The organism is Mycobacterium sp. EPa45 (assembly GCF_001021385.1).
GTDB lineage: Bacteria > Actinomycetota > Actinomycetes > Mycobacteriales > Mycobacteriaceae > Mycobacterium.
The window spans coordinates 640,733-664,583 of sequence record NZ_CP011773.1; the positions used below are offsets into that span (position 1 = coordinate 640,733).

Below are 23,851 nucleotides of genomic sequence, written 5' to 3' on the forward strand. Positions count from 1 at the left end.
TTAGGAGATGGTATCGGTTTGTTGCTATGTGGCTAGCTTCCACTCCCGGCCAGCAAGCCGAAGCCGCTGAACTCGTCGGAGATCGTGGCGAGCATCCGCATCTCCTTGACGATCTTGGCCAATTGCTTCGGCTCGGCGTGGTTGGCAAAGGTCCGCCGGTCCCACCACATCATCTTCGTGCGGTAGCGGTCGCTGGGGTAGGGCGCGGCCGGAATTTTCGTGGCCACCACACCACCGGAGGTGCTCCAGCGGTCCAGGACGTGAGCGGCCGCGGTGGCCAGGATGAACTGTGCGCCCAGCAGGCTCATCGTCGGGAACGCGGTGCGGGCGAAGGTGCGGGTCAACTCGCCGCTGCGGGCCGGGTCGTCGCTGACCCAGGCCGACTTCATCTCCACCACGCCGAACGGCAGGCGGTCGGTGATCATCTTACGAACGGCGTCCTGGCCGGGCTGGCCGTCCCACTCGACGATCGCGTGCGATTCGTCGGCTTGCAGGTACGGGCCTTTGGCCCGCAGCCCGCCGAGCATGTTCCCGTTGTCGTCGAGCGCGGTGTAGAACAACGTGGTGTCTCGGCCGTCGCGGAACGAGTCGATGTCCAGCGCCGCTTCCACGCCGTGCTTCGCATAACTATTCAGCGCTCCCTGTAGGTAGTCTTCCCAGAGCCCGGGTTCGCTGTCGGGTTGGGCGAGCACGATCGTGCACCCGGTATCGGTGTCGCGCCAGCTAATGGTTTCGGGCAGGCGGTAAAGCTTTTGGTCCGGGAAGGCCAGCACTGATGCGTTCATTTTTTCCCATCTTTCGGGGGGCCTGGGGTAGGGGTTCCCGCAGCGGATACCGAGGTGAAACGTGGGTTATTTATTCGAACTCGCAAATATCAGTATCTCGCCGACAGGTGCCAAGACTCCAGCCGTTAGCCGGAAAAGCGCTGGTTACCAGGGGGTAGCCGACGAAATTCACAGGCAACGGAGGCCGCGCGGGCGGCTTGCGTGAACACCTGTGCGCACAGAATTCCTGGTCAAGGGCGGCGCAGCTGTCAAGCAAACTGGAGACCCTAGACTCTTCATCGTCGGAGACGAATCTGTTATTACCCCCCGCTCGAGGGGCGGATGGTATGTGCGGAGTGCGATCGAGGGGGCAGAAAGGGCGGTAGGTGACCGATATCGCACCGGCGTCGCGGTCCGGTGAGGACGCGGCGTCGCGGCGGATGATCACCGCCCTGGCGGTGGCAATTCTGGTAACCGGCAGCCTCTTCGGCGCCGGCGGATGCTCGGATAGCGCCAGCAAATTGAGTTATGGCGTGCCTCAGGCAAAGATCGGTGCCTCGCTGGCAGTGCTGGGCTGGAATCTCAGAGTTGCTGAATTCCGCTGGAACGGTGATTTTGTGCTCGTCGACATCGACGCCGCGCCCAGCGCTGTGCCCGATGTCGCCGGCCCGGCGGCTCCGGCTGCCGCACCGCACGCAAAACCCGAGGACATTCGATTCGGCCTCTACGGCACCCTTGCCCATCCGGTGGAGGCCGGCGGCCTCGGCAGCTGTGACCTTGTGCAGGGTGTCACCAGCACACCGCTGTCGGCGTCGCCGCAGCGACTCACCGGGACGGTGTGCCTGGGGCCGGTCAAGGAACACAGCGCGGCACGCGGTGTGTATGCCTACTCACCGCGAGACCGGATCGGCGGCACCACCGCGGCCTACCCGGCGGCGTTCCCGGTCGGCATGCTGCCGACGAACAAGAACGACACGGGGCTCACCGTCACCACCACCAGCGTTGACGCCTGGCGCGCCGACGGCACCCAGCTGAACCAGCAGGCACTCGGCGACCCGACGGTGTTCACCGGAAAGGGCTACATGCTCCTCGGACTGCAGGCCGACGCATCCGCGGCCCAGTACCGCGACGACTCGGCCCGCCGCGGCGGGCCGATGATGCTGTTGGCGGCGCCCAGCCTGCCGGGGCCCGGACTGAACCCGGCGTGCGCGGCCTACGGCGCGTCGGTGTTGATCCTGCCGGACGCCACGCTCGACGCGGTGCATGTCAACGCCTCACTGTGCACGCAGGGTGACATCAACGACGCGCTGCTGAATGCGACGGTGTCGGTGATCGGCACCCATGCCGGTCTGTGGGTGACCCGTGACTGACGCCGGTCCCACCGAGTGGAGCACCGGCGCCCCCGGCGTCGGACCCTGGGTGGGGGACCTGCCCGACGATCCCCGCTACGACGCAGACCTGTTGCGCCAGGGCGACACTCGCAACGTCGTCGACGCCTACCGCTATTGGACGCGGGAGGCGATCATCGCCGACATCGACCGGCGCAGGCACGCACTGCACATCGCGATCGAGAACTTCGGCAACGACGCCAACATCGGCGCGGTGGTCCGCACCGCCAATGCCTTCGCCGTCGACACCGTGCACATCGTCGGGCGGCGGCGGTGGAATCGGCGCGGTGCCATGGTCACCGACCGCTACCAGCGGCTGACCCATCACGAGAGCACCGAGGACCTGCTGGCCTTCGCCGCGAGGGCCGGACTGACCGTCGTCGCCGTCGACAACATTCCGGGCGCGGTGCCGCTGGAAACCACCGCGCTGCCGCGGAATTGCGTGCTGGTGTTCGGCCAAGAGGGGCCGGGCATCTCGGAGGCCGCCCGGACGGGCGCGGCCGTCACGGTGTCGATCGCGCAATTCGGCTCGACGCGCAGCATCAACGCCGCCGTCGCCGCCGGCATCGCGATGCACGCCTGGATCAGGCAATGGGCCGATCTGACCCAAGCCTGGTAGGGCAGGATTGACCGCATGGACCAGCTGTGGGCGAACCGCGCTGCCAGCGCCGAGGCTGCGATCGCGACGCGACACCTGCGCCGGCTCTGGCAGCTACCCGGGACGCAGCTCGGCGTCGTCGGCTGGCCGTCCACCCGGCGCGACCGGTGGTTCGGCACATGGCATTACTGGTGGCAGGCCCATCTTCTCGACTGCCTGGTCGACGCGCAGCTGCGCGACCCGCAGCCCGACCGGCTGGGCAGGATCAAGCGGCAGATCCGCGGGCACCGGCTGCGCAACAACGGACGCTGGACCAACAGCTACTACGACGACATGGCCTGGCTGGCCCTGGCGCTCGAGCGCGCCGAGCGGGTGGCCGGCGCCGGCCGTTCCCGTGCCCTGAAGACTGCCCTGAAGACATTGAGCGACCAGTTCGTCACGGCCTGGGTCCCCGAGGACGGCGGCGGAATCCCCTGGCGCAAGCAGGATCAGTTCTTCAACGCTCCGGCCAACGGACCGGCCGGGATCTTCCTGAGCCGCTACGAGGATCGGTTGCGGCGGGCCCAGCAGATGGCCGACTGGATCGACGAGACGTTGATCGACCCGGAAACCCACCTGGTGTTCGACGGCATCCGGGCCGGATCGCTGGTGCGCGCCCAGTACACCTACTGCCAAGGCGTCGTGCTGGGGCTGGAGACCGAGCTGGCCGCGCGCACCCATGATGACCGGCACCCGGTACGGGTGCGGCGGCTGGTGGCCGCGATCGCTGAGCACATGGCGCCGAGCGGAATCCTCAACGGGTCCGGCGGCGGAGACGGCGGGCTGTTCGCCGGGATCACCGCCCGGTACCTTGCGTTGGCGGCGACCGTCCTGCCTGGTGACTCAGCGGAGGACGTCGGCGCCCGCGACACCGCCCGCGGCATCGTGCTGACCTCGGCGCAGGCGGCGTGGGACAACCGCCAAAGTGTCGACGGTCTGCCGTTGTTCGGCCCCTCGTGGGGCAGCATCGCCGAGGTCCCCGCCGCCGGTGGCGCCGAGGCACGATTCGTCGAGGGCGCGGTGAATTCCTCGCAGACGCCCGAACGGGATCTGTCTGTGCAGCTGTCGGGTTGGATGTTGATGGAGGCGGCACATACGGTGACAGCGTGAGAGGCAGCAGGCTGGGGCGTGACCCGACCGCGAAACGCTTTGGTGAGAACGCCGCCGCGGCATTACTGCTGACGTTCACGCTGGTGGCCATCCTGTGGGCGAATTCACCCTGGGCGCATACCTATTCCGAGTTCTGGGAAACGCACGTCGGGTTGAGCTTCGGAAACATGCATGGCGAGTTGACGGTGAAGGAGCTCGTCAACGACGCGCTGATGGCGTTCTTCTTCTTCATCGTCGGCCTGGAGGTCAAGGCACAGTTCACCATCGGCGAACTCACCGAGCGTTCCCGCGCTCTGGTCCCGGTGGTCGCCGCGGTCGCCGGGCTGACGCTGCCCGCGTTGATCTTCGTGCTGTTCAACCCAACCGGTGAAGACGCCAGCGCGTGGGGTGTGGTCATCTCCACCGACACCGCGTTCCTGGTCGGGGCGCTTGCCATCATCGCGCCGAAATACCCGGCGCGCCTGCGGACCTTCCTGCTGACCTTGGCCGTCGTCGACGACGTGGGCGCACTGGCCGCGATCGCGCTGTTCTACTCCGAACGGATCCGGGTCGTCCCGCTGGTGGTCGCCGTGGTGATCGTCGCCGCGCTGATCGGGGTGCGCTACCTGCCCGCCGCGATCCGCGGGGCCGCGTATTCGCTTCTGGCCGTTGCCCTGTGGCTGGCGTTGTTCGCCGGCGGGGTTCACCCCACCCTCGCCGGTGTGGTGGTGGCGCTGGTGATACCGGTGTTCACCCCCGAGCGCCAGCGGGTGGAGGCGGCCGTCGACGTCATCCGGGCATTCCGTCAGTCGCCGAATTCGGAGTACGCCCGAGCCGCCACCCGCAGCCTGCGCGACTCGATATCGATCAACGAGCGGCTGGTGACCGGGTTCGGGCCGTACGTTTCTTTCGGGGTGCTGCCGTTGTTCGCATTGGCGAACGCCGGTGTGCGGCTGGACGCCGACACGGTGCTGGCGGCGATCCATTCACCGCTGACCTGGGGTGTGGTGGCGGGCCTGGTGTTGGGCAAGTTGGTCGGCATCACCGGGGCCACCTGGATCGTGCAGCGCACCGGGCTGGGCCGGCTTTCTCCGGGATTGACGTTGCGGCGGATCGCCGGTGGCGCGGCCCTGTCCGGTATCGGATTCACGATCTCGCTGTTCATCGTCGACCTGGCGATCACGGATCCGCGTTCGGCCGACCTGGCCCGGTGTGGCGTGCTGGCCGCGTCGGTGATCGCATTCACGTTGGGGTGGGCGGTCTTCCGGCTCACCGACAAGCTCAGCCCGCCGGTCCCGGTCGGCCTGAAGCTGGTGCGCGACGTCGATCCGGACCGCGACCACATCCGAGGCCGGGCCGACGCGCCGCTGACGCTGGTGGAGTACGGCGACTTCGAGTGCCCGTTCTGCAGTCGCGCCACCGGATCGATCGACGAAGTCCGCGCGTACTTCGGTGACGAATTGCGCTACGTGTGGCGGCATCTGCCGCTGGAGCGGGTACACCCGCGGGCCGTGGACGCCGCCCGGGCCAGTGAGGCCGCGGCCCTGCAGGGCAAGTTCTTCGACCTAGCGGTGATGATGTTCGAGTTCCAGGACTACCTGGAATGGCAGCACATCTATCGTTATGCCGACCAAGTTGGTTGTGACATAGCTCAATTCGACGACGATCTACATTCCTCGCGGGTGCTGCACCGGGTGGACGACGACGCCCAGGATGCCGAGTTGATGGACCTCAACGCGACACCGACGTTCTTCGTCAACGGTGTTCGGCATCGCGGGCCGTGGGATGCGGCCAGCCTCATCCGTGCTCTGGAAGCGGGCCGGCCGGATAGTTAGGGTGCGCGTCGGCCGGCGATCATCATGATCGGCGAGCCGGGTATCCGGCTCACGTTGACGTCCACCAGATCGGGCCGGTCGGCCAGCGCCCGGCCGTCGTCGAGGTCGATCGCGCGCCCGGCGATCCAGGTCCGGAAGATCGCGAGGTTGACCCGGTCGAGGAATCGCGGCGCCTTGTAGAACGTGATGAACCGTTCGGCGTCTTCGAAGGTGGCGCTGCGGTCCGCCTCGGTCACCAGAAGCGGTCCGCCGCGCTTGAGCACTCGGATGCATTCACCGATGCCGCGGCTCTGATCAGTCCAGTGCTTGATCGAGCCGTAGCTGAGGACACCGTCGAAGGTCTCGTCGGGGAAATCCAGATTGGTGGCGTCGCCGATCTGAAAAGTGACGCGGTCGGTGTAGGCGGCCATCCGCTTGCGGACGCGATCGATCTGCGGCTGGGCGAGGTCGATGGCAACGATGCGGAGATCGGGACGCTTGTCGGCGAGGTATTTGGTGAACAGTCCGCCGCCGCAACCCACGTCCAGCACATAGCCGTTCTGGGGGAGGTGCGGCAGGAAGTGATCGTCGACGGCATGCCGCGATTCGTAGACGGCGGGCGCGACCACTGTCTCGTACATCCAGGCGTGCGCACCGGTGTAGGTGTTGGTGATCTTGTCGAACGGTGCCATGACCATGGACGGCTCCTTTGTTCGCGTCGAGTGGGATGGATCCTACCAATCAGGCGGGCCGGGACAGCGGGCGTCGCCGGCTGCGGGTCGACGCCGGCCCGGCGTGCGCCAAGCGAAGAATGAGGACCAGCGATTCACCGGGTTGGACCCCGGCCAGATCGCTGAACTGTGACTTGAGCTCGACCAATTCAGGGGCGAAACCCGGTGACAGTTCAGCGAGTTCATGGCGATGCACGGCATGCAGGAACACCGGCGAGATGGGATGCACCGCCAGGCCGTGTTGCTGGGCGACGATCCATATCGCTTCGGCGGCCGAGCCGCCGCGGGCATAGTCGACCAGCTGGTCCCCGGACGTCGTGATCACCGCCAGCGCCGACGTCGCCCGCACGCGGTCAGCGACATCGTCACCGAGGGCTTCGCCGGCGTCCCAGTCCGCCAGCAGGCGCATCACGTCGGGGCGCCGCAGAATCTCCATCACCGCGAAGTCGGCCGGCGCGAGTTCGAGTCCGCGCACGTCGATCCCGCTGTCGGCGGGTTGATCACCGGGCCAGCGCATCTCGGAGATCATCTCCCGGTGCAGGCGAGGCGTGAGGAACCGGAGCCGGTCGGTGTTCGCCAGAACCGTTGCTGCCCTGTCGATGTCGCTGCGCTCGGTGAGCAGATGCAGCCCGGCGCCTTCGCGGGCCGCCCATCCGTGCAGCGCATCGAGCGTCTCGGTGCGCAACGGCTGTGGAGTGCCCTGGCGCCGATTGGTTTCGCGACGCAACATCGGCTCGTACAGCCCGGCGAGGTCGGTGTCACCTCCGTCGCCCAGCCTCAGCGTCGCCTCGAGCAGTGTGGAGCCACCGGTCGTCCACTCGACCGGGCCGAGAACACCGGCGTGCGCGGCGGCGATCCTGGCATTGAGTGTCGCCGCACCGACGGCCACCGCGCTGCCGCGGAACGCAACATCCATCATCGACTTGTATTGCGGCGCAATGCGGATCCGCACCGCTTCGGGGTCTGTGTCGATCTCCCACGGCTGGGCGTTACCGCCAGAGGGGGCACGGACCGCGGCCTGGGCGATCGCGGTCACCGGGTCACCGTAATCGCCGGGCTCCGGCGGCGGCGCGTCGGTTTCCGGCTGTCCCGGGTCGCCGAGTGCGGGTTCGGCGACCGCGTCGAGTGCCTGGCCGATGTCGATGCGCACCTGTCCGGATGCCAGCGGTTCGCCCAGACCGATACGGCGGGCGGCCTCGGCGACGATGGTGGCACCCAGCGTGACCTCGCCGGCCAGCTGCGGCCACGTCGACAGGGAGTGACCGACCTCGACCAGCGATGCGGTCAGCCGTCCCGACGACCGGCTGGCGTCGAGGTGGCGCAGCATGTACGGGATGCGGTCCTGCTGCGACAACGCTGCCAGCTGCGCCGAGTCCACGGCGCCGAGCACGCCGTGCATGACCGGGCGTTCCGGTTCGAGGTCGAAGCGTTCGACGTCGATCAGCCCGCGATCGCTGGTGGCCATGAGTACGGGCAGGCGCCGGTTCCGGGCCGCCTCACGGATCCGCACCTTCATGTCCAGCGAATCGCACTCCTCGACCACGATGTCGATGTCGTCGAGGAATTCGTCGAGTGACTCCGCACGTACGCCTGAGGTCATCACCTCCACGCGCAGGTAGGGATCCAGCTCCGCGATCCGCCGGGCCGTCACCACGGCCTTGTTGAGCCCGATGTCGAGAATCGTTGCCGGCACCCGGTTGAGATTCGACAGCTCCAGATGGTCGAAGTCGGCGAGTCGCAATGTGCCGCAGAGACCTTCAGCGGCAAGCGTGTGGGCGATGACATGGCCGACGCTGAGGCCGGCGATCGCGATGCGAACGGTGCCGAGGCGGCGTTGTTCGGCGCTGGTGATCAGGTTGCGGTTGCGGTCGGTGCGGACCGCACGAAACCCGTTCGGCCCCAGGATGGCAACGACAGTCCGGCGCCAGGGGTAGTGCGCCCAGGCGGTGGGTTCGTCGAGCAGCTCGGGCCCGGGGGCCGGGTGCAGCTTCCGGAGATCCTCTGCCAACGCGGCGCGGTGGTCGATGAATTCCACACCGGGGTCTTGGCGCAGTGCATCGAGGGCCGGATCACCGTCGTGCAGGATGGTGGCGGAGTAGCTCGCTGTTTCGTCAACGGCCATGTGTCAGCGCTTTCGGATTCGGGCGCGGATCGGCGCGCCGGCGATCATTGTGAAATGCAGGGCAAGCGGGAATTCTGCTTCGACAGAGGTGATCTCGACTCGGCGGATGATGCTCGCCAAAGCGAGGGTGACTTCCAGCATTGCGAAATGGTCGCCGATGCACGAGCGCGGGCCGCCACCGAACGGAATGTACTGCCACCGCTCGAGCTTCTTGGCGGCGTCCTGGCCGAACCGGTCGGGATTGAAGCGCAACGGCTCGTCCCACAGGGTCGGGTCGCGCTGAACCGCCATCCTGCCCAGCACCACCATGGTCCCGGCCGGTACGCGGTAACCGCCGACATTGAGGTCGCGGCAGGCCATCCTGGTTCCGGTGGGCGCGGGTGGACACAGCCGCAGCGACTCGCGCACCACCTGCGCGGTATAGCCAAGATCAGGCAGGTCGTCGGGGTTGAGCGCCCGATCCGGCAGGGCCGCGACCTCGGCGAGAACACGGTCCTGGCAGGCCGGGTCGTGTCCGAGCGCCCACAACGCGTAGGCCAGCGTGGTCGCGGTGGTGTCGTGGCCGGCGAAGAGAAAGATGATGATCTCATCGCAGATCTCGTTGTCGGACAGGCGCTTTCCCGTCTCCGGGTCTTCCGCGGCGATGAGCGCGTGGACCAGCGGTGCCACCCGGGTCGGATCACGGCGGCATTCGCTGACGATCTCCCCGGCGAGTCGGTGCAGTTTGGCGCTGGCCTCCCGCGCCCGGCGTCGCGCCGGTGTCGGCAGCCAATGCGGCGCGCGGACCGGACGCGTGGCGCGGGCGATCGCATACGACAAGGCGACGCGCAGCGGCTCGGCGACGTCGTCGGCGCGTGCTTCGAGATCGATGCCGAGCACGGAGCGGCCCAGGGCGCGAAGGGTGAGTGACCGCGATTCGGCGTCGAGGTCCACCTCGCCACCGTCTGGCCAAGCGGCGCAGACGGAGTCGGCGGCCTGTGCCATGTGGCCGCCGAATTCGCGAACCCGCTGTTTGGTGAAGACGGGCTGGATCGTACGCCGCCGCGGCCGCCACGGCTCGTACGGCAGGTCGGCCAGGTTCGCGCCGATGATCCGGCGCATCTCGTCGAACACCGGGCTGGTCTTGTCGACCGATCCGTCCTTGATGCTGAGCACGTCGCGCAACGCCGCCGGGGAGGTGACGAGCACCATCGGCGGCATCAGCCAGCGCGGGCCGACGGTGAACCGGGTCACCGGGCCGCCGGCGTCTCGCAGCCTCTCGGTGCCGGTGCTGAACTCCTTCACGGCTTTCAGACGCTGGCGCAACGGCATCGGGTTCACCGGCGCGAGCGGCAACGATTCGAGGCCACCGCTGCTTGGGGCCTGAGTCACGTGGTCCTCCACTATTTCAACGAGGAACGAAAGCTTACCGATCGAGTCCGGGTTTAATGATGAGGGCGTAAACGGCGCGGGAAGAAGGTTCTTGGATGGGGATTCGACCGCTGTGGCGGATACCGGGCATCGTCGCGCGTGAGCGGCTGCATCCGCCGGGCCGGCAACGCATTCCCGAACCGATGGTGATGGACGACGCCGAATCCGTTGCCTTCTTTCACGCCGGCGGCGAGGCCAACCCGGGGATGCGAGCTGTGTATGACCTGTGCGCCCGCGCGCTGGACGCGATGCTGCCGCAGGGCGGACGCCTGCTCGATCTCGGCATCGGCTCCGGGCGGGCGTTGAGCGCGGTGCTGCGCCGGCGCCCGGACGTCCACGCCGTCGGTGTCGACCTGGCGCCCAACATGCTGGCTACGGCCCGAGAGCTGTTCGCGACCGAGGGTCTCGACGGGCGGGTGGAATTGGTGCAGGCTGATATCACCGCCCTGCCGGAGTCGCTGGCCGGTGCGCCCTGGGATGCGATCTCGTGCATGTGGACTCTGCACCAACTGCCGGACGCCGACGTGCTCAGTGCCGCCTTGCGCCAGATCGCGACGGTCCGGCGGGACAGCGGCGCGGCACTGTGGATCTCCGATTTCGCGCGGCTGCGTGATCCGTCGGCATGCCCGGCCATGCTGCAGTGCGTGGATCCCGACTCACCGATGGGCTTGCGGCAGGACGCGATCGCCAGTGAGGCGGCGGCGTTCACTCGCGAGGAACTGTCGGCAGCGCTAGCCGTGGCGGGGCTCGACGGGTTGAGCTCGGGCCATGCCACCCCATTGCCGTACCTGCAGGCCTACTGGGCGTTCGGCGAGAAAGGCAGACCAGCCCCCGCCGCCAAGCGCGTCTCGCAGCTGCACGGCCAGGCCCGGCGTGAGGCCGCGTTGCTGCGCTGGGGCTTCACCGCCAAGCCGTTCTGATCGCTAGACCGGAATCGTTGTACCCGTTTCCTTTTCGGCGAATTGCACCACCTGGGCGGCGGCGTCGTAGTCGCACGCCTTTGGTGAGCGGCCGATCAGTGCCGGCTCGCCGCGCAACGCCAGCCGAGCACTGACCCCGACATAGCTGCCCGGCGGTATCGGTTCGCTGATGCAGTACAGCGTCGGTGCCGCGCCCTCGTCGATGTCGTTGGCGAACCGGTCGGCCACCCCCTTGGCCACCTTGTGCGCCAACGACATCAGCATCGAATCCGACGTGTGGGTCAGGTTGGAGGCCACCCAGCCGGGATGAACCAGTTGCGTGACGACACCGGAGTTGGCGGCGCGCAGGCGGCGGTCGAGTTCCAGGCCCCACAACATCATGGCGAGCTTGGAGTGCGTGTAGGCGCTCATCGGGCTCCACTTGCCCTGGCGCATGTGCATATCGTTCAGACGCAGCGTCGCGGTGCGATGACCGTCGGAGGCGACGTTGATGATCTGCGACCGCACCCGGGCGAACAGCAGGTTCGTCAGGGCGAACGGACCGAGCAGGTTGGTGCCGAGCGTGGTCTCGAAGCCGTCGACGGTCTCGCGGCGCTTGTCGGTCAGAGCACCGGCGTTGTTGATCAGGATGTCGACCTCGCCATCGAGCCGGTCGCCGAAGCTGCGGACCGAGGCGAGGTCCGCCAGATCCAGCTCGATCACCTCGGTGGAGCCGTTGATCTCGGCGGCGCGCTGGGCTCCCAGCGCGGTGTTGCGGACGGCCATGATGACGTGGGCACCGGCGTGGGCGAGGGCCCGCGTCGTGCCCAGTCCGACACCGTTGGTCGCGCCCGTCACGATGATCCGTCTACCGGTGAGATTGCCGAGCCGGGCCGGCGACCACTGCGTCACGCGGGGCAGCATAGCGGGAATTCTGGACAAACAAGACCATCTAACCAATTGCTCTGCGATCATGCCCCTTGACATGAGTGACAGTGCGCAGGCAATCACCAACCTCATCTACGTCTATGCCGAGCTGATCGACGCCGGCGACCTCGATGCGGTCGCCGACCTGTTCACGCACGGCCGGATCTGCGGCGTGGAGAACGGCCCGCCGGAGACCGTGTTCGAGGGCCGGGACCGGGTCCGCGAGATGTATGAGATGGCGACCCGCCTCTACGAGGACGGGACGCCGAAGACCAAGCACAACACCAGCAATGTGCAGCTCTACGTCGACGACGAGGCCGGCACGGCGCGCAGCAGGTCCTACTACTGCGTCACTCAGGCCACGCCGGACCTCCCGCTGCAAGTCATCGTCACCGGCCACTATCACGACACGTTCCATCGGGTCGACGGTCAGTGGTGGTTCGACTCCCGCACCATGTTCGTCGACCAGGTCGGCGACGTCAGCCACCATCTGAAGTTCTGAGCTCATGGCTGGGACGGGCACCTTTGCAATGGCGGCCGTCCTGGCCGACGCGCAGCACAAGGAAGGGCTGACCGACTGGGGGCCAGGCGACTTCGAAGGACCCCTCGGCGTCCTGCTCGACGACTACCCCGGTGCCGGGCTCAATGCGATCGGCGAGCACATCCTGCGGTCGGGCATCGTGCACAGCCTGCGGATGCGGTTGCGCACCCAGGAATGGGTCCGCCGCCATCCCGAGATCCTCGACGAGCAGATCGAGGCGCCCATCGTGGTCGTCGGGATGATGCGCAGCGGCACCACGCTGCTGCAGCGGCTGCTGGCCGCCGACAGCCGGCTGCATTGCGCCCGCGGCTGGGAAGTCGTGGAAGCCGCGCCCAAGCTGGGCTACGACTTCGCCGGCACCGACCCGCGCATCGCGATCAGTGAGATGCGGGAGAACAAGTCCCGGGAGCTGGCGCCCGAACTGTTCGCCATCCATCCGATGTACGCGCGAGAGGCCGAGGAGGAGATCGTCTTTCTCGCCGACGCGTTCCTGTCCCACGTCCCCGAATCCGGTGCTCACCTGCCCAACTACCGATCCTGGCTGAACACACAGGATTTCGCGCCCGCCTACCGTTATCTGCACCGCATGGCCCGTTTCCTGCAGTGGCAGAAGCGCCGTCGAGGAGTGACCGCAGGACGCTGGGTGCTCAAAACCCCCGCGCACCTCGGCTACCTCGACACACTGCGCGCCGAGTTCCCCGATGTGCACGTGGTGCACATGCATCGCGACCCGCGCACCACGGTGGCCTCCGGAGCCAGCCTCAACGCGACGCTGCACGCCATGCACGCCGACGCGGTCGACACCCACCGGGTCGGGGCGCAGTGGCTGGAGCGGATGGGCTGGACCAATGACCGCGCCATGGCGGTGCGCGACAGTTGGGCCGACGAGGGGCAACGGGTCACCGACATCCAGTACGCGGACGCCGTCGCCGATCCGATCGGACAGGTGGGCCGTGTGTACGACGCGGCCGGGTTGGACCTGACGGACACAACGGTTGCCGCGATGAAAGACTGGCTGGCCAACCGCCCTCGCGAGCTCCCGCGCCCGCCGTACGACCTGGGCGCCTACGGGCTGACAAACGAACAAGTCGATGAACGATTCTCGCTGTACAACAAGCGCTTTCGAAAGGACAAACAATGATCGCCGATGATGCGGTGGCGACGCCGTCCCAGCATGAGCAGGAGCTGGCCGCGTTGGAGCTGACCGAACACCCGGTGGTCAAGGAGGCCTATCGGACGGTCGCGGAGAACTGGCTGAGCCGCGCCAAGGCCTCCGACGCCATGCGGGAGCGGTTCGACGCCGCCTTCGCCGAGGTGATGTTCTCGGCAGCCGTGTGGTCGTCCAATCAGGACAAGCTGCGGCCGAAAGTCAGTTGCATCACCCGGCTGGCGCATCCGGTGGGTGATCGGCAGATTCCCGGATCACGTTGGGGCATCGACAATCCCGACACCGTCTACCGGGTGATTCCGATATCCGGCGACGAGCGGTATGTGATCCGCGGCCGTGTCGGCGAGCACCGGATGACCGAGAACTACTTCACCCTCTGGGACGCCAACATGGGCACCGTGGCCGTGCTCAACGGCAAGACCATGGACGTCGACAGCGACGGAAGCTACACGATCACCGTGGACGCTGATCCCGCCGACGGCAGGCCCAATCACGTCCAGACCACGCCGGAGGCACACGAGTTCTATATTCGCGACGTGTTGTTGGACTGGGCCACAGACGATCCCAACCACATCACCGTCGAGCGTCTCGGTGGCGCGCCGGGAACACCGGCCCGCACCCTCGACGAACAAGCGGACGCCACTGCGGCAATGATGGCGTACTTCGCCAACTTCACCGGCAAGCTCAGCCACGGCATCTACAAGATGCCGGCCAACCACTTCGACTTGGCCTGGTCCGCGGACAAGGTCGGCGCCATGAAGAATCAGGTGTACGTCATGGGCCGGTTCGACCTCGGACCCGATGAAACCTTCGTCGTCGACGTCAAAGACGGTGGCGCCGAATACTTCACGGTCCCGCTCAGCAACATCTGGGGCACCACGCTGAATATCGTCGACCGCACCGGCAGCCTGAACAAGGCCCAGTCGGTGCCCAACGAGGACGGCAGCTACACCTACGTCATCTCGCCCGTCGATCCCGGGGTTGCGAACTGGATCGACTCGGACGGGCTGCGGGAAGGCGTACTGACCTTGCGGATGGCGGAGTTCGGCGACGGCGGCCCGACACCCGATCTGGGCGCGACCGGTCGCGTCGTACCGCTCGACCGGCTCGATGACGAGGTGCCCGGACTGGCGCGGGTGACACCTGCACAACGGGCCGAACAGTTGGCGCTGCGGCGGCAGGCGTATCTGCGCCGGCTACCCGAAGGCACCCCGAACGAGAGGACCAACTGAGATGGCCCGCTGGTTGATCACCGGCTGCTCGACCGGCTTCGGACGTGAGATCGCCCGCGCCGCACTAGAAGACGGCCACCAGGTGCTGGTGACCGCCAGGCGCGCCGATGCCGTGGCTGATCTCGTCGAGGAGTTCCCCGACCTGGCAGCAGCGGCCGCGCTCGACGTGACCGACACCGGTCAGATCGCGGCCGCGGTGCGCGCCGCCGAGGATGCCTTCGGCGGCGTCGACGTCCTGGTCAACAACGCCGGGCACGGCTACCTCTCGGCGGTCGAGGAGGGTGAAGACGCCGAGGTGCGAAAGCTGTTCGACGTCAACTACTTCGGTTCGGTCGACATGATGAAGGCGGTGCTGCCCGCGATGCGCGCCCGCGGCTCGGGACATATCGTCAACATCTCCTCGATGACCGGGTTGGTGGCCAATCCGCCGAACGCGTACTACTCGTCGACCAAGTTCGCACTCGAAGCCGTCAGCGAGGCACTCGCCTCCGAGGTGGGCCCACTGGGCATCAAGGTGACGCTCATCGAGCCCGGCGCCTTCCGGACCGATTGGGCGTCGAGGTCGATGAAGGAGTCCGGTGCGCCGATCAACGAGTACGCCGACGTCGCCGCACGCAAGGACCTCATCAAGCAGTTCGCCGACCACCTGCCGGGCGATCCGCGCAAGGTGGCCGAAGCCGTTCTGATGGTGACCAAGCTGGAGGATCCGCCGCTGCGGCTGCTGCTCGGCCGTGACGTCCTGAAGGCGATGCGCGACAAGATCGCCGCGTTGTCGGCGTCGATCGACCAGTGGGAAGCGGTCACCAAGGACGTGAACTTCCCCAGTTAACCCGGCGGTCGATAAGTGCGAGGCAAAGGCGCGCTCCGCCATTGCTTTTGGCGAATGTGTGCCAACCGCCCCGGATCCGCTTAGTTTTGATGTTGTGCAGGACGTTCTTTCGGAGCTTGCGGCGATCTGGCGGACCGGCGAAACCGCCGGCCTCGCCACCGTCGTGCGCACCTTCCGGTCGGCACCGCGGCAACCCGGTGCGGCCATGGTGGTGGCGCCCGACGGCTCCGTCAGCGGTTCGGTGTCGGGCGGCTGCGTGGAGGGCGCGGTCTACGAGTCGGCCACCGAAGTCGCGGCCACCGGGGTACCGCGGCTGGAACGGTACGGCGTCAGTGACGACGATGCTTTCGCCATCGGGCTGACCTGCGGCGGAATTCTGGACGTCTTCGTCGAGCCGGTCTCGCAACGCAGCTTTGCGCAGCTCGACCGGGTCGTCGACGCCATCGCCGAGCATCGCCCGGTGGCGATCGCCACCGTGATCACCCACCCCGACCACGACTGGCTGGGCCGCCGGCTCGTCCTCGGACCGGAAAGTGTCGACGGCTCGCTCGGTTCGCCGCGAGCCGACGCCGCCGTGACCGACGATGCCCGCGGCCTGCTGGCGGCTGGGCGCAGCGAGGTGCTCACCTATGGTCCGGACGGTCAGCGTTTGGGCGAGGGCATGGAGGTTTTCGTCGCCTGTCACGCGCCGCGCCCCCGGATGCTGGTGTTCGGCGCCATCGATTTCGCCGCCGCGGTGGCTCAACAGGGTTCGTTCCTCGGCTACCGCGTCACCGTCTGCGATGCCCGCGGGGTGTTCGCGACTCCGGCCCGGTTCCAAACCGCCCACGAGGTGGTCGTCGAATGGCCGCACCGCTACCTGGCCGCCCAGGCCGAGGCGGGAGCGATCGATTCGCGCACCGTGATCTGTGTGCTCACCCACGACGCAAAGTTCGACGTACCGCTGCTCGAGGTGGCCCTGCGCCTCGACGTCGGATACGTCGGGGCGATGGGATCCCGGCGCACCCACGACGACCGGCTGGCGCGGCTGCGCGAGGCGGGCCTGACCGACGCGGAGTTGAGCAGGCTGGCCAGTCCGATCGGACTGGACCTGGGCGCCCGCACTCCCGAGGAAACCGCGGTGTCGATCGCCGCCGAGATCATCGCGCGCCGATGGGGCGGCGGCGGACGTCCGCTGTCGGCGACCAGCGGCCGGATCCACCACGACGATGATCACGACAGTCCCTCGGCGGCAGGGCAATTGAGCGAATATCTGAGTCGCTAGCGACGTCGCTCTATCACATCAGGGGCCGGTGCATCGGGCCGCCCCACCGCCCTGGCAGGCTTGTCGACAACGAGTACCGCACCGCACTCGCCACCGGATGAGGAGAGCCCATGAAGATCGACCACGAGTTCACCGTCAGCGTCCCGATTGCGAAGGCCTGGGAAGTCCTCAGCGACTTGGAGCAGGTGGTTCCGTTGATGCCGGGCGCTCAGCTGACCGGCCAGGAAGGCGACGACTTCCTGGGCAAGGTGAAGGTCAAGGTCGGTCCGGTGACCAGTGAGTTCAGCGGCAAGGCGCACTTCGTGGAGCGCGACGAGGCCCTGCACCGGGCCGTGGTCGACGGCCGCGGCAAGGAGGCCCGCGGCACCGGCAATGCGGCGGCGGTCGTCGTTCTGCAGCTACACGAGGCCGGTGACCACACCCGGGTCACCGTCGAAACGGATCTGAAGATCGTCGGCAAACTGGCGCAATTCGGCAGCAGCATGCTGCAGCAGGTATCCGAAAAGCTACTCGGGCAGTTCGTCGACTCGCTGGAGGCCAAGCTGGCCGGGGGCAACGACGTACCGGAAACACCCGAGAGCGCCGTCGAAGCCGTCCTGGACACCCCGGCGACGCCCGGCGCCGCAGGTCTGGGCACGGCGGCAGCCACGGCCACTCCGCGCGTAGCGCCCGCGTCCACGCCCGCCAAGGAGCCAGAACCGATTGACCTGCTGGCGCTCGCCGGCGGCACGTCGGTGACCAAGTATGCGGCGGCAGGCGTCGCCGCGCTGGTGCTGCTGATCCTGATCGCGGTCGTCGTGCGACGCCGCGGCTGACCTTATTTCTTGGTCTGCGGTGTGGCGACCATGATCGGGCCGTTCATCGACCCGTCGACCGCCGACTTGAACTCGCCTTGAGTGCCGTCGGAGTCGATCGCTGCACCGTCGGCACCGCTATCGCCGTCCTGTACGGCAAACGTTGTGGTGGGGCTGCCGGCTGACGCGATGCCGATCCCGCCGAAGAGTGCTGCCAGGCCGATGCCCGCTGAAGCTAGGAGTCCGCTGAGGACGATTTTGACCATTTGCTGTGACCTTTCACGCGATCAGCGCAAACTAGCCGCCGATCCTGTGAGGTTTGCTGTGCGCTAGCTGGTAAACGGCTGGGTCGGCGGCGCACGTGCCGGTCAACGCGATACCGCGGTGATCACGCGGGCAAATTTTTACGACTCGGTAACCGATCCCGTGGCCGCTTTGTCGGCCTTGCGCCGCTTGTACCACTCCCAGATCATCGGAGCGATCGATGCGAGCGCGATGAGGATGAAGATCGGTTCGAGCAGCTTCCGAATGATCTCGAACTGCCCCAGCCCGTAGCCCAGCAGCGTCAGGCCGATACCCCACAGCAATGCGCCGATGACATTGAACAGCGTGAAAACCCCGTACCTCATCTTCGCCGCACCTGCGGTGATCGGGGCCAGCGTGCGCACGATCGGGACGAAACGGGCCAGCACGATCGCGAACGGCCCGCGCTGTTCGAAGAAGATGTGCGCCTCATCGAGGTAACGCTGCTTGAGGACCCGCGCGTTCGGTTTGAACATCGCGGTGCCGAGGAAGCGGCCGACGAAGTAGCCGACCTGGCCGCCGAGGATCGCGGCGAGCGGGATGAACACCAGCAATTGCCACAGCTGGAAATTGGCGCTGACGTCGGCGCCCTGCGCTGCGGTTCCCGCGGCGAGCATGCCCGCCACGAACAACAGCGTGTCGCCGGGCAGCACCGGGAAGAGCACACCGGACTCGATGAAGACGACAACCAGAATGCCGACCAGAGCCCAGGTGCCGAACTGCTCGATCAGCTTGAGCGGGTCGAGGAAGTCCGGCATGAGCGCCAGCGTGGTGGTGGTCACGAGGGACAAGGGTACCGGTGGCAGCTGTTGATACCGGCGTCACGCCGACCCGTGCCAGTCGATCGGCTTCTTGTCATACTGACTGCGTTGCGCAGGAGAGTCGGAAGGAAGTGCCATGCCCATCGCCACGCCCGAGGTTTACGCGGAGATGCTGGGCCGCGCCAAGGAGCACTCGTTCGCTTTCCCGGCGATCAACTGCGTCGGCTCGGAGAGCATCAACGCGGCCATCAAGGGCTTCGCCGACGCCGGTAGTGACGGCATCATCCAATTCTCCACCGGCGGGGCTGAATTCGGCTCCGGACTGGGCGTCAAAGACATGGTCACCGGCGCGGTGGCACTCGCCGAGTTCGCTCACGTCGTCGCCGCGAAGTACCCGATTACCGTGGCCCTGCACACCGATCACTGTCCGAAGGACAAGCTCGACACCTACGTCCTCCCGTTGCTGGCCATCTCGGCCGAACGGGTGGCCAAAGGCGCCGACCCGTTGTTCCAGTCGCACATGTGGGACGGCTCGGCGGTCCCGATCGACGAGAACCTGTCGATCGCACAGGAGCTGCTGAAGCAAGCGGCCGCGGCCAAGATCATCCTCGAGATCGAGATCGGCGTGGTCGGTGGTGAAGAGGACGGCGTCGAGGCCGAGATCAACGACAAGCTGTACACCACCCCCGAGGACTTCGAGAAGACCATCGAGGCCCTCGGCGTCGGCGAGCACGGAAAGTACCTGCTGGCGGCCACGTTCGGCAATGTGCATGGCGTCTACAAGCCGGGCAACGTCAAGCTCAAGCCCGAGGTGCTGGCCGAGGGGCAGCGGGTCGCTGTCGCCAAGCTCGGTCTGCCCGACGGGTCCAAGCCGTTCGACTTCGTCTTCCACGGCGGCTCGGGCTCGCTGAAGTCCGAGATCGAGGACTCGCTGAAGTACGGCGTGGTGAAGATGAACGTCGACACCGACACCCAGTACGCCTTCACCCGGCCGATCGCGGCGCACATGTTCTCCAACTACGACGGCGTGCTCAAGGTCGACGGTGAGGTCGGCAACAAGAAGGTCTACGACCCGCGCAGCTACCTCAAGAAGGCCGAGGCTTCGATGTCCGAGCGCGTCATCGAGGCGTGCCGGGACCTCCACAGCGCCGGTCGATCCGTCACGGCCGGCTAGCTGTGATTTCGGCGCGGTTTCGTTCGCTCAGCGGCGGTTAGCGCGCCGAAATCGCTCGCTGGACGACCGCGATGACGCGTTCGGGATACTCGGTCAGGTCCAGCCATGTGAAGCGCAGTACCTGATAGCCCGCGAGAACGAGAGCGTTCTGTTTCCTGCGATCGCGTTCGAACGACTCGGGACCGGTATGGAAAGCAAAGCCGTCGACCTCGACCACCGCCTTCGCGGCGCGAAACAGGACGTCCACCTCGTAACCGAGGACCGTCTGGTTCGCCTTCCACCCGCAAATGCCCGACGTCTTCAGTAACTGGGTGAACAATCGCTCGGCTGTGGACTTCGTGCCGTCGTCGGCCGCCTGCAGGAGTTGTCGCGCTGCCGGAGAGCCGTATCTGCCGGTGTTGCGGAGGTGCGCTCCCCACAGCTGACGCAGTTCGGTGTGCCGTTGCAGGGCTTCGTCCATCAGCTTGGGGCCGCCGCCGCGGCGCACTGCGGCCTCTATCGCTGTGAGCGGAAGCGCGGTGACGCGCAGGCCTCGATATTCGACGACGTCGAGGGGTTTGAGGTCGCGCCGCCGGACCCGAGATCCAAAGTGGCGACGTCCGTGGCTGTTGCGCGGCACCGTCACTTCGACGGTGTCGGGCGCGAATCGGGTCAGCCCGAGCCACCACGCTGCCGCAAGGCCGCTTGCGCACGCCGAGTTTCCATAACCCCACACCGCCGCACGGACGCGAGCTGCGTCGGTGAACTCGCGGTCGTCGACAAAGAAGACTCCCGGCGAGCACCGCCGCCAGCGCCCGGCACGAACACGCCGTCGTACCGCTTGCTCGGTCAGGCCCGCGTCGTTCGCCTGAGCCAACGTGATGACACCGTCGTGGCGTCGCAGGAGATCATCGATCACTCAAGGTTTGGACACCCGCGCGTTCCGAGCGGTTCCCACTCCCGCGATTTCGGCGCGGAAACCGCCGCTGAGTGAACGAAAGCGCGCCCAAATCCCTCAGGACGCTTGGCAGATCTTCCACTGGTCGTCGCGGAACTGCAGGTCGAAACTGCGGGTTGACCGCGTTGCCGGATCGAATGCCATGAACGAGGTGACGTTGGCTTCGGCGTGGTCGCCGTTGACGACCACCTCGTCGATGCTGGCCACCACCGGGTACTGCCGGGCCGCGGCCACCCGCGCATGGGTGTCCGACCAAGCTGCGTCATCGTATTTGACGTAGCTGTCTCGGGTCTGGCCGCACGTGATACCGCGCAGTGTGGCCAGGTCGCCGTTCTGGACGGCGGTGTCGAAGTGCTGGATGGTCGAGCGGACCATGTCCTCCTGCGTCGCCTTGGCGGAGTCGCGGCGGGTGAGCAGCACCGTGACCAGGATGGCCACCGCTGCCAGCGCCGCGATCACGGCGATCACCGCGAGCACCAGCGCCCAGCTGCGCCGACGCGTCGCCGCCGGTCGCGCCGGGATGGCCTGCGGTCCGGTTCGCGGTGTGCCCGACGCCGGGAACACTTCGGTCGGCGTCGAGAAGATCTCGGTCTCCGGATCGGGTTCGCGATGAATGATCTGCGTCGACCCCGCATCGAATCCTGGTGCGGTGAAACGACGTTCCGCCGGCGGGTCGCTGGCCCCGAACACTTCGGTGGCCGCGTCGGTCTCCTGAGGCGCCTGCTCGTCGCCGGCGGGCGCGACGGGTCCGGTGACCTCGTCGTGGTCGGGCCCGGATGGGTTCGACATGGGGGCTGCCGTCCTCCTGAAGTACTGGTGCTTCTGACCCTAACCGTTGGGTCCTGCCATCGGCTGGCGGTGGCACCGGCACAATAGGGCAATGACATCGTTTGGTGACCTTCTGGGCCCGGAGCCCGTGCTGCTGCCTGGGGATATCGAGGCCGAAGCCGAACTGCTCGCCGGGGAGAAGGCCGCGATCGTCGCCGCTGCGCACCCGTCCGCGTCGGTGGCATGGGCCACGCTGGCCGAGGAAGCGCTGGCCGACGACAAGGCGGTCACCGCGTACGCCTACGCCAGGACCGGCTACCACCGCGGTCTGGACCAGTTGCGCCGCAACGGCTGGAAGGGATTCGGTCCGGTCCCCTATCGTCACGAACCCAACCGCGGCTTCCTGCGCTGTGTGGCGGCGCTTGCCCGGGCCGCCGACACGATCGGCGAGACCGACGAGTTCGCCCGCTGCCTCGACCTCCTCGACGACTGCGATCCGGCGGCGCGCGTCGAACTCGGCCTGGCCTAACGGTCCTGCGCCAGCGACTGGCGCAGTTCGGTGACCTCGTCGGCCAGAAACGCCAGCGGGTCGCCCCGCTCGGGTGCCGGCGCACCGGTGCGCACCGCCGCCGCCAGCGCCGCCAGCGCCTCGACATGCGGTTGGGCTGACCGGCCGCCGAACAGCGAGCGGCCGAACTCGACACCATCGGCGCGGTGCTCGATCGTCCAGCAGGCCGCGATCGTGCGATACGCCAGCTGTTCGGTCGCCGTGACCGCGGGCAACAACTGCTCGGCGACCTCCTTCTGCCGGGCTGACCCGGCCAGCGCCGCATCGTCGGATTCCATCAGCGCGATCGCGGCGAGCTGCAGGTCCCGGCGAGCGGCCCGAGCCGCCAACCCGGTCGTGTCACCGGCGGCGACGTAGGGCAGCACCTGTGCGGCCGCTTCCAGCGTGCGCCCGATTGCGTCGGTCAGCCGGGTGGATTCCTGCCAGCGCACCGCCACCAGGTAGACGGCCACCCCGATCGCGCAGCCGATCAAGGTGTCGATGCCGCGGGCCAGCAGCAGGTGGCCGACGTCGATCGCATGTGTACCCGACGAGATGGTCAGCGCCGCGGTGGTGATGAAAACCGTTGCCAGCGCGTAGTTTCGGACCACCAACACTTCGATGATGAAGTTCAGCAGGGCCAACAGCAGCACCAGCCAAAGATCGTGAGGGTGCAGCGACAGGATCAATCCGGCCAACCCCAGGCCCACCCAGGTGCCTAGCAGTCGCTCTCCGCCGCGGCGCAAGGTGCGGCTGCGATCCGCGCCCTGATGCAGCACCAGCACTGCGGCCGCCATCGCCCAGTAGGCATGGTCGACGCCGAGGGCCATCGCGGCCGCACCCGATAACAATGCTCCGACAACGACGCGCTGCATGATGTGGCGCACCGGCGATCCCGGACTGATCGCGCGGCGCAACACGGTGACCAGTGGAGGACTGCCCAGCGGAATCCGGTCGGCGCCGCGGGTCGCGACCGCGTCCGGTGGCAACTGCAGCGCGCCGAGTTTGCGGGCCTGCTCGGCGGTCTCCGGCTCCGGGGCGGTCCCCTGCGCGGCGGCGTTGACCGCCGCCGTGAACAGCACATGCACCGCGTGGTTGGCAGCGCGCAGCCGGTGCAGGACGCTGCTCGGGTGTGCTTGCAGCGGTTGATAATTCACCAGCACGCTCCACGAGCGGTGCAGAGCGCTGGCCGCGCGGTGCCGGGCCGCGCGCTCCTGCGGCGAGTTCGCGGCTTCGATGTAGCCGGCAACCGCCTCGGCCGCAGCCGCGACGGCCGCACGCTCGGGCTTGCGATAGTGAACCAACGCGCCGGCCATCTGAACCAACCACGCCACCGCGCCGCCGGCGAGCACCAGCAGCCCGATCGTCCACGGCGCCAAATGGGCTGCGGAGACACCGATTCCGGCCGCGCAGGCAACGACGAAGATGTAGGCGCCGGGTGGTCCGACGGTTAGAGCGTTACAGAGCCAGACCGCGGCGACGGCGACCAGTGACACGACGAGGACGCCGAGCCACGGCACCTGCGCCGACCAGTCGCCCAGCGAGACGGCTCCGGCGAGTGCCACCGCTACCGTCGCCAATTCGAGGCCGCGGTTGGCGTAGGGCCGGTCGCCGCCGAACCGCGACGTGAAGGCACCGAGGGTGGCGATCAGCCCGGAGCTCATCGCCCCGGCCGCCCAGCCTGCCGTGACGGGGATCGCGGTGCTGATCGCCGCGCGCAGGCCGATGGGCCAGCGCGGCGGGGTGTTCAAC

Annotated in this window: 23 protein-coding genes; 13 read left to right on the plus strand and 10 right to left on the minus strand. The window is 67.4% G+C overall.

Annotated features, from left to right (window positions below; translation table 11 throughout):
• Positions 1–32 precede the first annotated feature (32 nt).
• On the minus strand, positions 33–785 hold the full coding sequence (locus tag AB431_RS02875) for a hypothetical protein (RefSeq protein WP_047328673.1): 753 nt from the start codon (positions 783–785) through the stop codon (positions 33–35).
• A 419-nt stretch (positions 786–1,204) separates the two neighbouring features.
• On the opposite strand from AB431_RS02875, the gene AB431_RS02880 reads away from it, so the two are divergent.
• The 4 genes from AB431_RS02880 to nhaA are packed head-to-tail and all read left to right on the plus strand — an operon-like array spanning position 1,205 to position 5,713.
• Positions 1,205–2,134, plus strand: a complete 930-nt coding sequence (locus AB431_RS02880) for a hypothetical protein (protein ID WP_047333016.1) — start codon at positions 1,205–1,207, stop codon at positions 2,132–2,134.
• A complete protein-coding gene (locus AB431_RS02885; RefSeq protein WP_047328674.1) occupies positions 2,127–2,771 on the plus strand; it encodes an RNA methyltransferase in 645 nt (214 codons plus the stop codon). Before AB431_RS02880 ends, AB431_RS02885 begins: the two co-directional genes overlap by 8 nt.
• A gap of 15 nt (positions 2,772–2,786) precedes the next feature.
• A complete protein-coding gene (locus tag AB431_RS02890; protein ID WP_047328675.1) occupies positions 2,787–3,899 on the plus strand; it encodes a glycoside hydrolase family 76 protein in 1,113 nt (370 codons plus the stop codon).
• Positions 3,896–5,713, plus strand: a complete 1,818-nt coding sequence (nhaA, locus tag AB431_RS02895) for a Na+/H+ antiporter NhaA (protein WP_047328676.1) — start codon at positions 3,896–3,898, stop codon at positions 5,711–5,713. Before AB431_RS02890 ends, nhaA begins: the two co-directional genes overlap by 4 nt.
• On the opposite strand, the gene AB431_RS02900 is transcribed toward nhaA, so the two are convergent.
• Genes AB431_RS02900 through AB431_RS02910 form a run of 3 tightly spaced genes read right to left on the minus strand, consistent with a single transcriptional unit; the run spans position 5,710 to position 9,916 of the window.
• On the minus strand, positions 5,710–6,390 hold the full coding sequence (locus AB431_RS02900; protein WP_047328677.1) for a class I SAM-dependent methyltransferase: 681 nt from the start codon (positions 6,388–6,390) through the stop codon (positions 5,710–5,712). The two genes, nhaA and AB431_RS02900, sit on opposite strands and share 4 nt — an antisense overlap.
• 43 nt (positions 6,391–6,433) lie before the next feature.
• Positions 6,434–8,545 (minus strand): Rv1355c family protein, encoded by a 2,112-nt coding sequence (locus AB431_RS02905; RefSeq protein WP_047328678.1) that lies wholly within the window; start codon positions 8,543–8,545, stop codon positions 6,434–6,436.
• Positions 8,546–8,548: 3 nt separating this feature from the next.
• Positions 8,549–9,916 carry a cytochrome P450 gene (locus tag AB431_RS02910; protein ID WP_047333017.1) on the minus strand — a complete coding sequence of 456 codons (1,368 nt, stop codon included), beginning with the start codon at positions 9,914–9,916 and terminating at the stop codon, positions 8,549–8,551.
• A gap of 95 nt (positions 9,917–10,011) precedes the next feature.
• Between AB431_RS02910 and AB431_RS02915 the strand changes: the two genes are divergently transcribed.
• Entirely contained in the window at positions 10,012–10,875 is an 864-nt protein-coding gene (locus AB431_RS02915) for a class I SAM-dependent methyltransferase (protein WP_235435809.1), read from the plus strand.
• 3 nt (positions 10,876–10,878) lie between these two features.
• Here AB431_RS02915 and AB431_RS02920 read toward each other — a convergent pair whose 3' ends face one another.
• Entirely contained in the window at positions 10,879–11,778 is a 900-nt protein-coding gene (locus AB431_RS02920) for an SDR family NAD(P)-dependent oxidoreductase (protein WP_047328679.1), read from the minus strand.
• A 61-nt stretch (positions 11,779–11,839) separates the two neighbouring features.
• Here AB431_RS02920 and AB431_RS02925 point away from each other — a divergent pair, with 61 nt between their 5' ends.
• The 6 genes from AB431_RS02925 (at position 11,840) to AB431_RS02950 (ending at position 17,630) form a co-directional block, all read left to right on the plus strand.
• Positions 11,840–12,283 (plus strand): nuclear transport factor 2 family protein, encoded by a 444-nt coding sequence (locus tag AB431_RS02925; protein ID WP_047328680.1) that lies wholly within the window; start codon positions 11,840–11,842, stop codon positions 12,281–12,283.
• Positions 12,284–12,287: 4 nt separating this feature from the next.
• The gene (locus AB431_RS02930; protein ID WP_047328681.1) at positions 12,288–13,463 is read left to right on the plus strand and encodes a sulfotransferase; all 1,176 of its coding nucleotides are present in this window, start codon (positions 12,288–12,290) and stop codon (positions 13,461–13,463) included.
• Positions 13,463–14,722: a DUF1214 domain-containing protein gene (locus AB431_RS02935; protein WP_047333019.1), complete on the plus strand. Its 1,260-nt coding sequence runs from the start codon at positions 13,463–13,465 to the stop codon at positions 14,720–14,722. The genes AB431_RS02930 and AB431_RS02935 overlap by 1 nt, the downstream gene beginning before the upstream one ends.
• Position 14,723: 1 nt before the next feature.
• Complete coding sequence (locus tag AB431_RS02940) at positions 14,724–15,551, plus strand: oxidoreductase (protein WP_047328682.1); 828 nt, start codon at positions 14,724–14,726, stop codon at positions 15,549–15,551.
• 94 nt (positions 15,552–15,645) lie between these two features.
• Positions 15,646–16,815 carry an XdhC/CoxI family protein gene (locus AB431_RS02945; protein WP_047328683.1) on the plus strand — a complete coding sequence of 390 codons (1,170 nt, stop codon included), beginning with the start codon at positions 15,646–15,648 and terminating at the stop codon, positions 16,813–16,815.
• A 110-nt stretch (positions 16,816–16,925) separates the two neighbouring features.
• Positions 16,926–17,630 (plus strand): SRPBCC family protein, encoded by a 705-nt coding sequence (locus AB431_RS02950; RefSeq protein ID WP_047328684.1) that lies wholly within the window; start codon positions 16,926–16,928, stop codon positions 17,628–17,630.
• Between the two features lie 2 nt (positions 17,631–17,632).
• On the opposite strand, the gene AB431_RS02955 is transcribed toward AB431_RS02950, so the two are convergent.
• Entirely contained in the window at positions 17,633–17,875 is a 243-nt protein-coding gene (locus tag AB431_RS02955; RefSeq protein WP_047328685.1) for a hypothetical protein, read from the minus strand.
• Between the two features lie 138 nt (positions 17,876–18,013).
• A complete protein-coding gene (locus AB431_RS02960) occupies positions 18,014–18,670 on the minus strand; it encodes a VTT domain-containing protein (protein WP_047333020.1) in 657 nt (218 codons plus the stop codon).
• Between the two features lie 139 nt (positions 18,671–18,809).
• On the opposite strand from AB431_RS02960, the gene fbaA reads away from it, so the two are divergent.
• On the plus strand, positions 18,810–19,847 hold the full coding sequence (gene fbaA, locus AB431_RS02965; RefSeq protein WP_047328686.1) for a class II fructose-bisphosphate aldolase: 1,038 nt from the start codon (positions 18,810–18,812) through the stop codon (positions 19,845–19,847).
• A gap of 37 nt (positions 19,848–19,884) precedes the next feature.
• On the opposite strand, the gene AB431_RS02970 is transcribed toward fbaA, so the two are convergent.
• Together AB431_RS02970 and AB431_RS02975 are read right to left on the minus strand one after the other, a co-directional pair.
• Entirely contained in the window at positions 19,885–20,745 is an 861-nt protein-coding gene (locus AB431_RS02970) for a DUF559 domain-containing protein (protein WP_047328687.1), read from the minus strand.
• Positions 20,746–20,841: 96 nt separating this feature from the next.
• Positions 20,842–21,573 (minus strand): hypothetical protein, encoded by a 732-nt coding sequence (locus AB431_RS02975; protein WP_047328688.1) that lies wholly within the window; start codon positions 21,571–21,573, stop codon positions 20,842–20,844.
• Positions 21,574–21,664: 91 nt separating this feature from the next.
• On the opposite strand from AB431_RS02975, the gene AB431_RS02980 reads away from it, so the two are divergent.
• On the plus strand, positions 21,665–22,081 hold the full coding sequence (locus AB431_RS02980; RefSeq protein ID WP_047328689.1) for a DUF3151 domain-containing protein: 417 nt from the start codon (positions 21,665–21,667) through the stop codon (positions 22,079–22,081).
• Here AB431_RS02980 and AB431_RS02985 read toward each other — a convergent pair.
• Complete coding sequence (locus AB431_RS02985; protein WP_047328690.1) at positions 22,078–23,850, minus strand: FUSC family protein; 1,773 nt, start codon at positions 23,848–23,850, stop codon at positions 22,078–22,080. The genes AB431_RS02980 and AB431_RS02985 overlap by 4 nt on opposite strands.
• Position 23,851 lies beyond the last annotated feature (1 nt).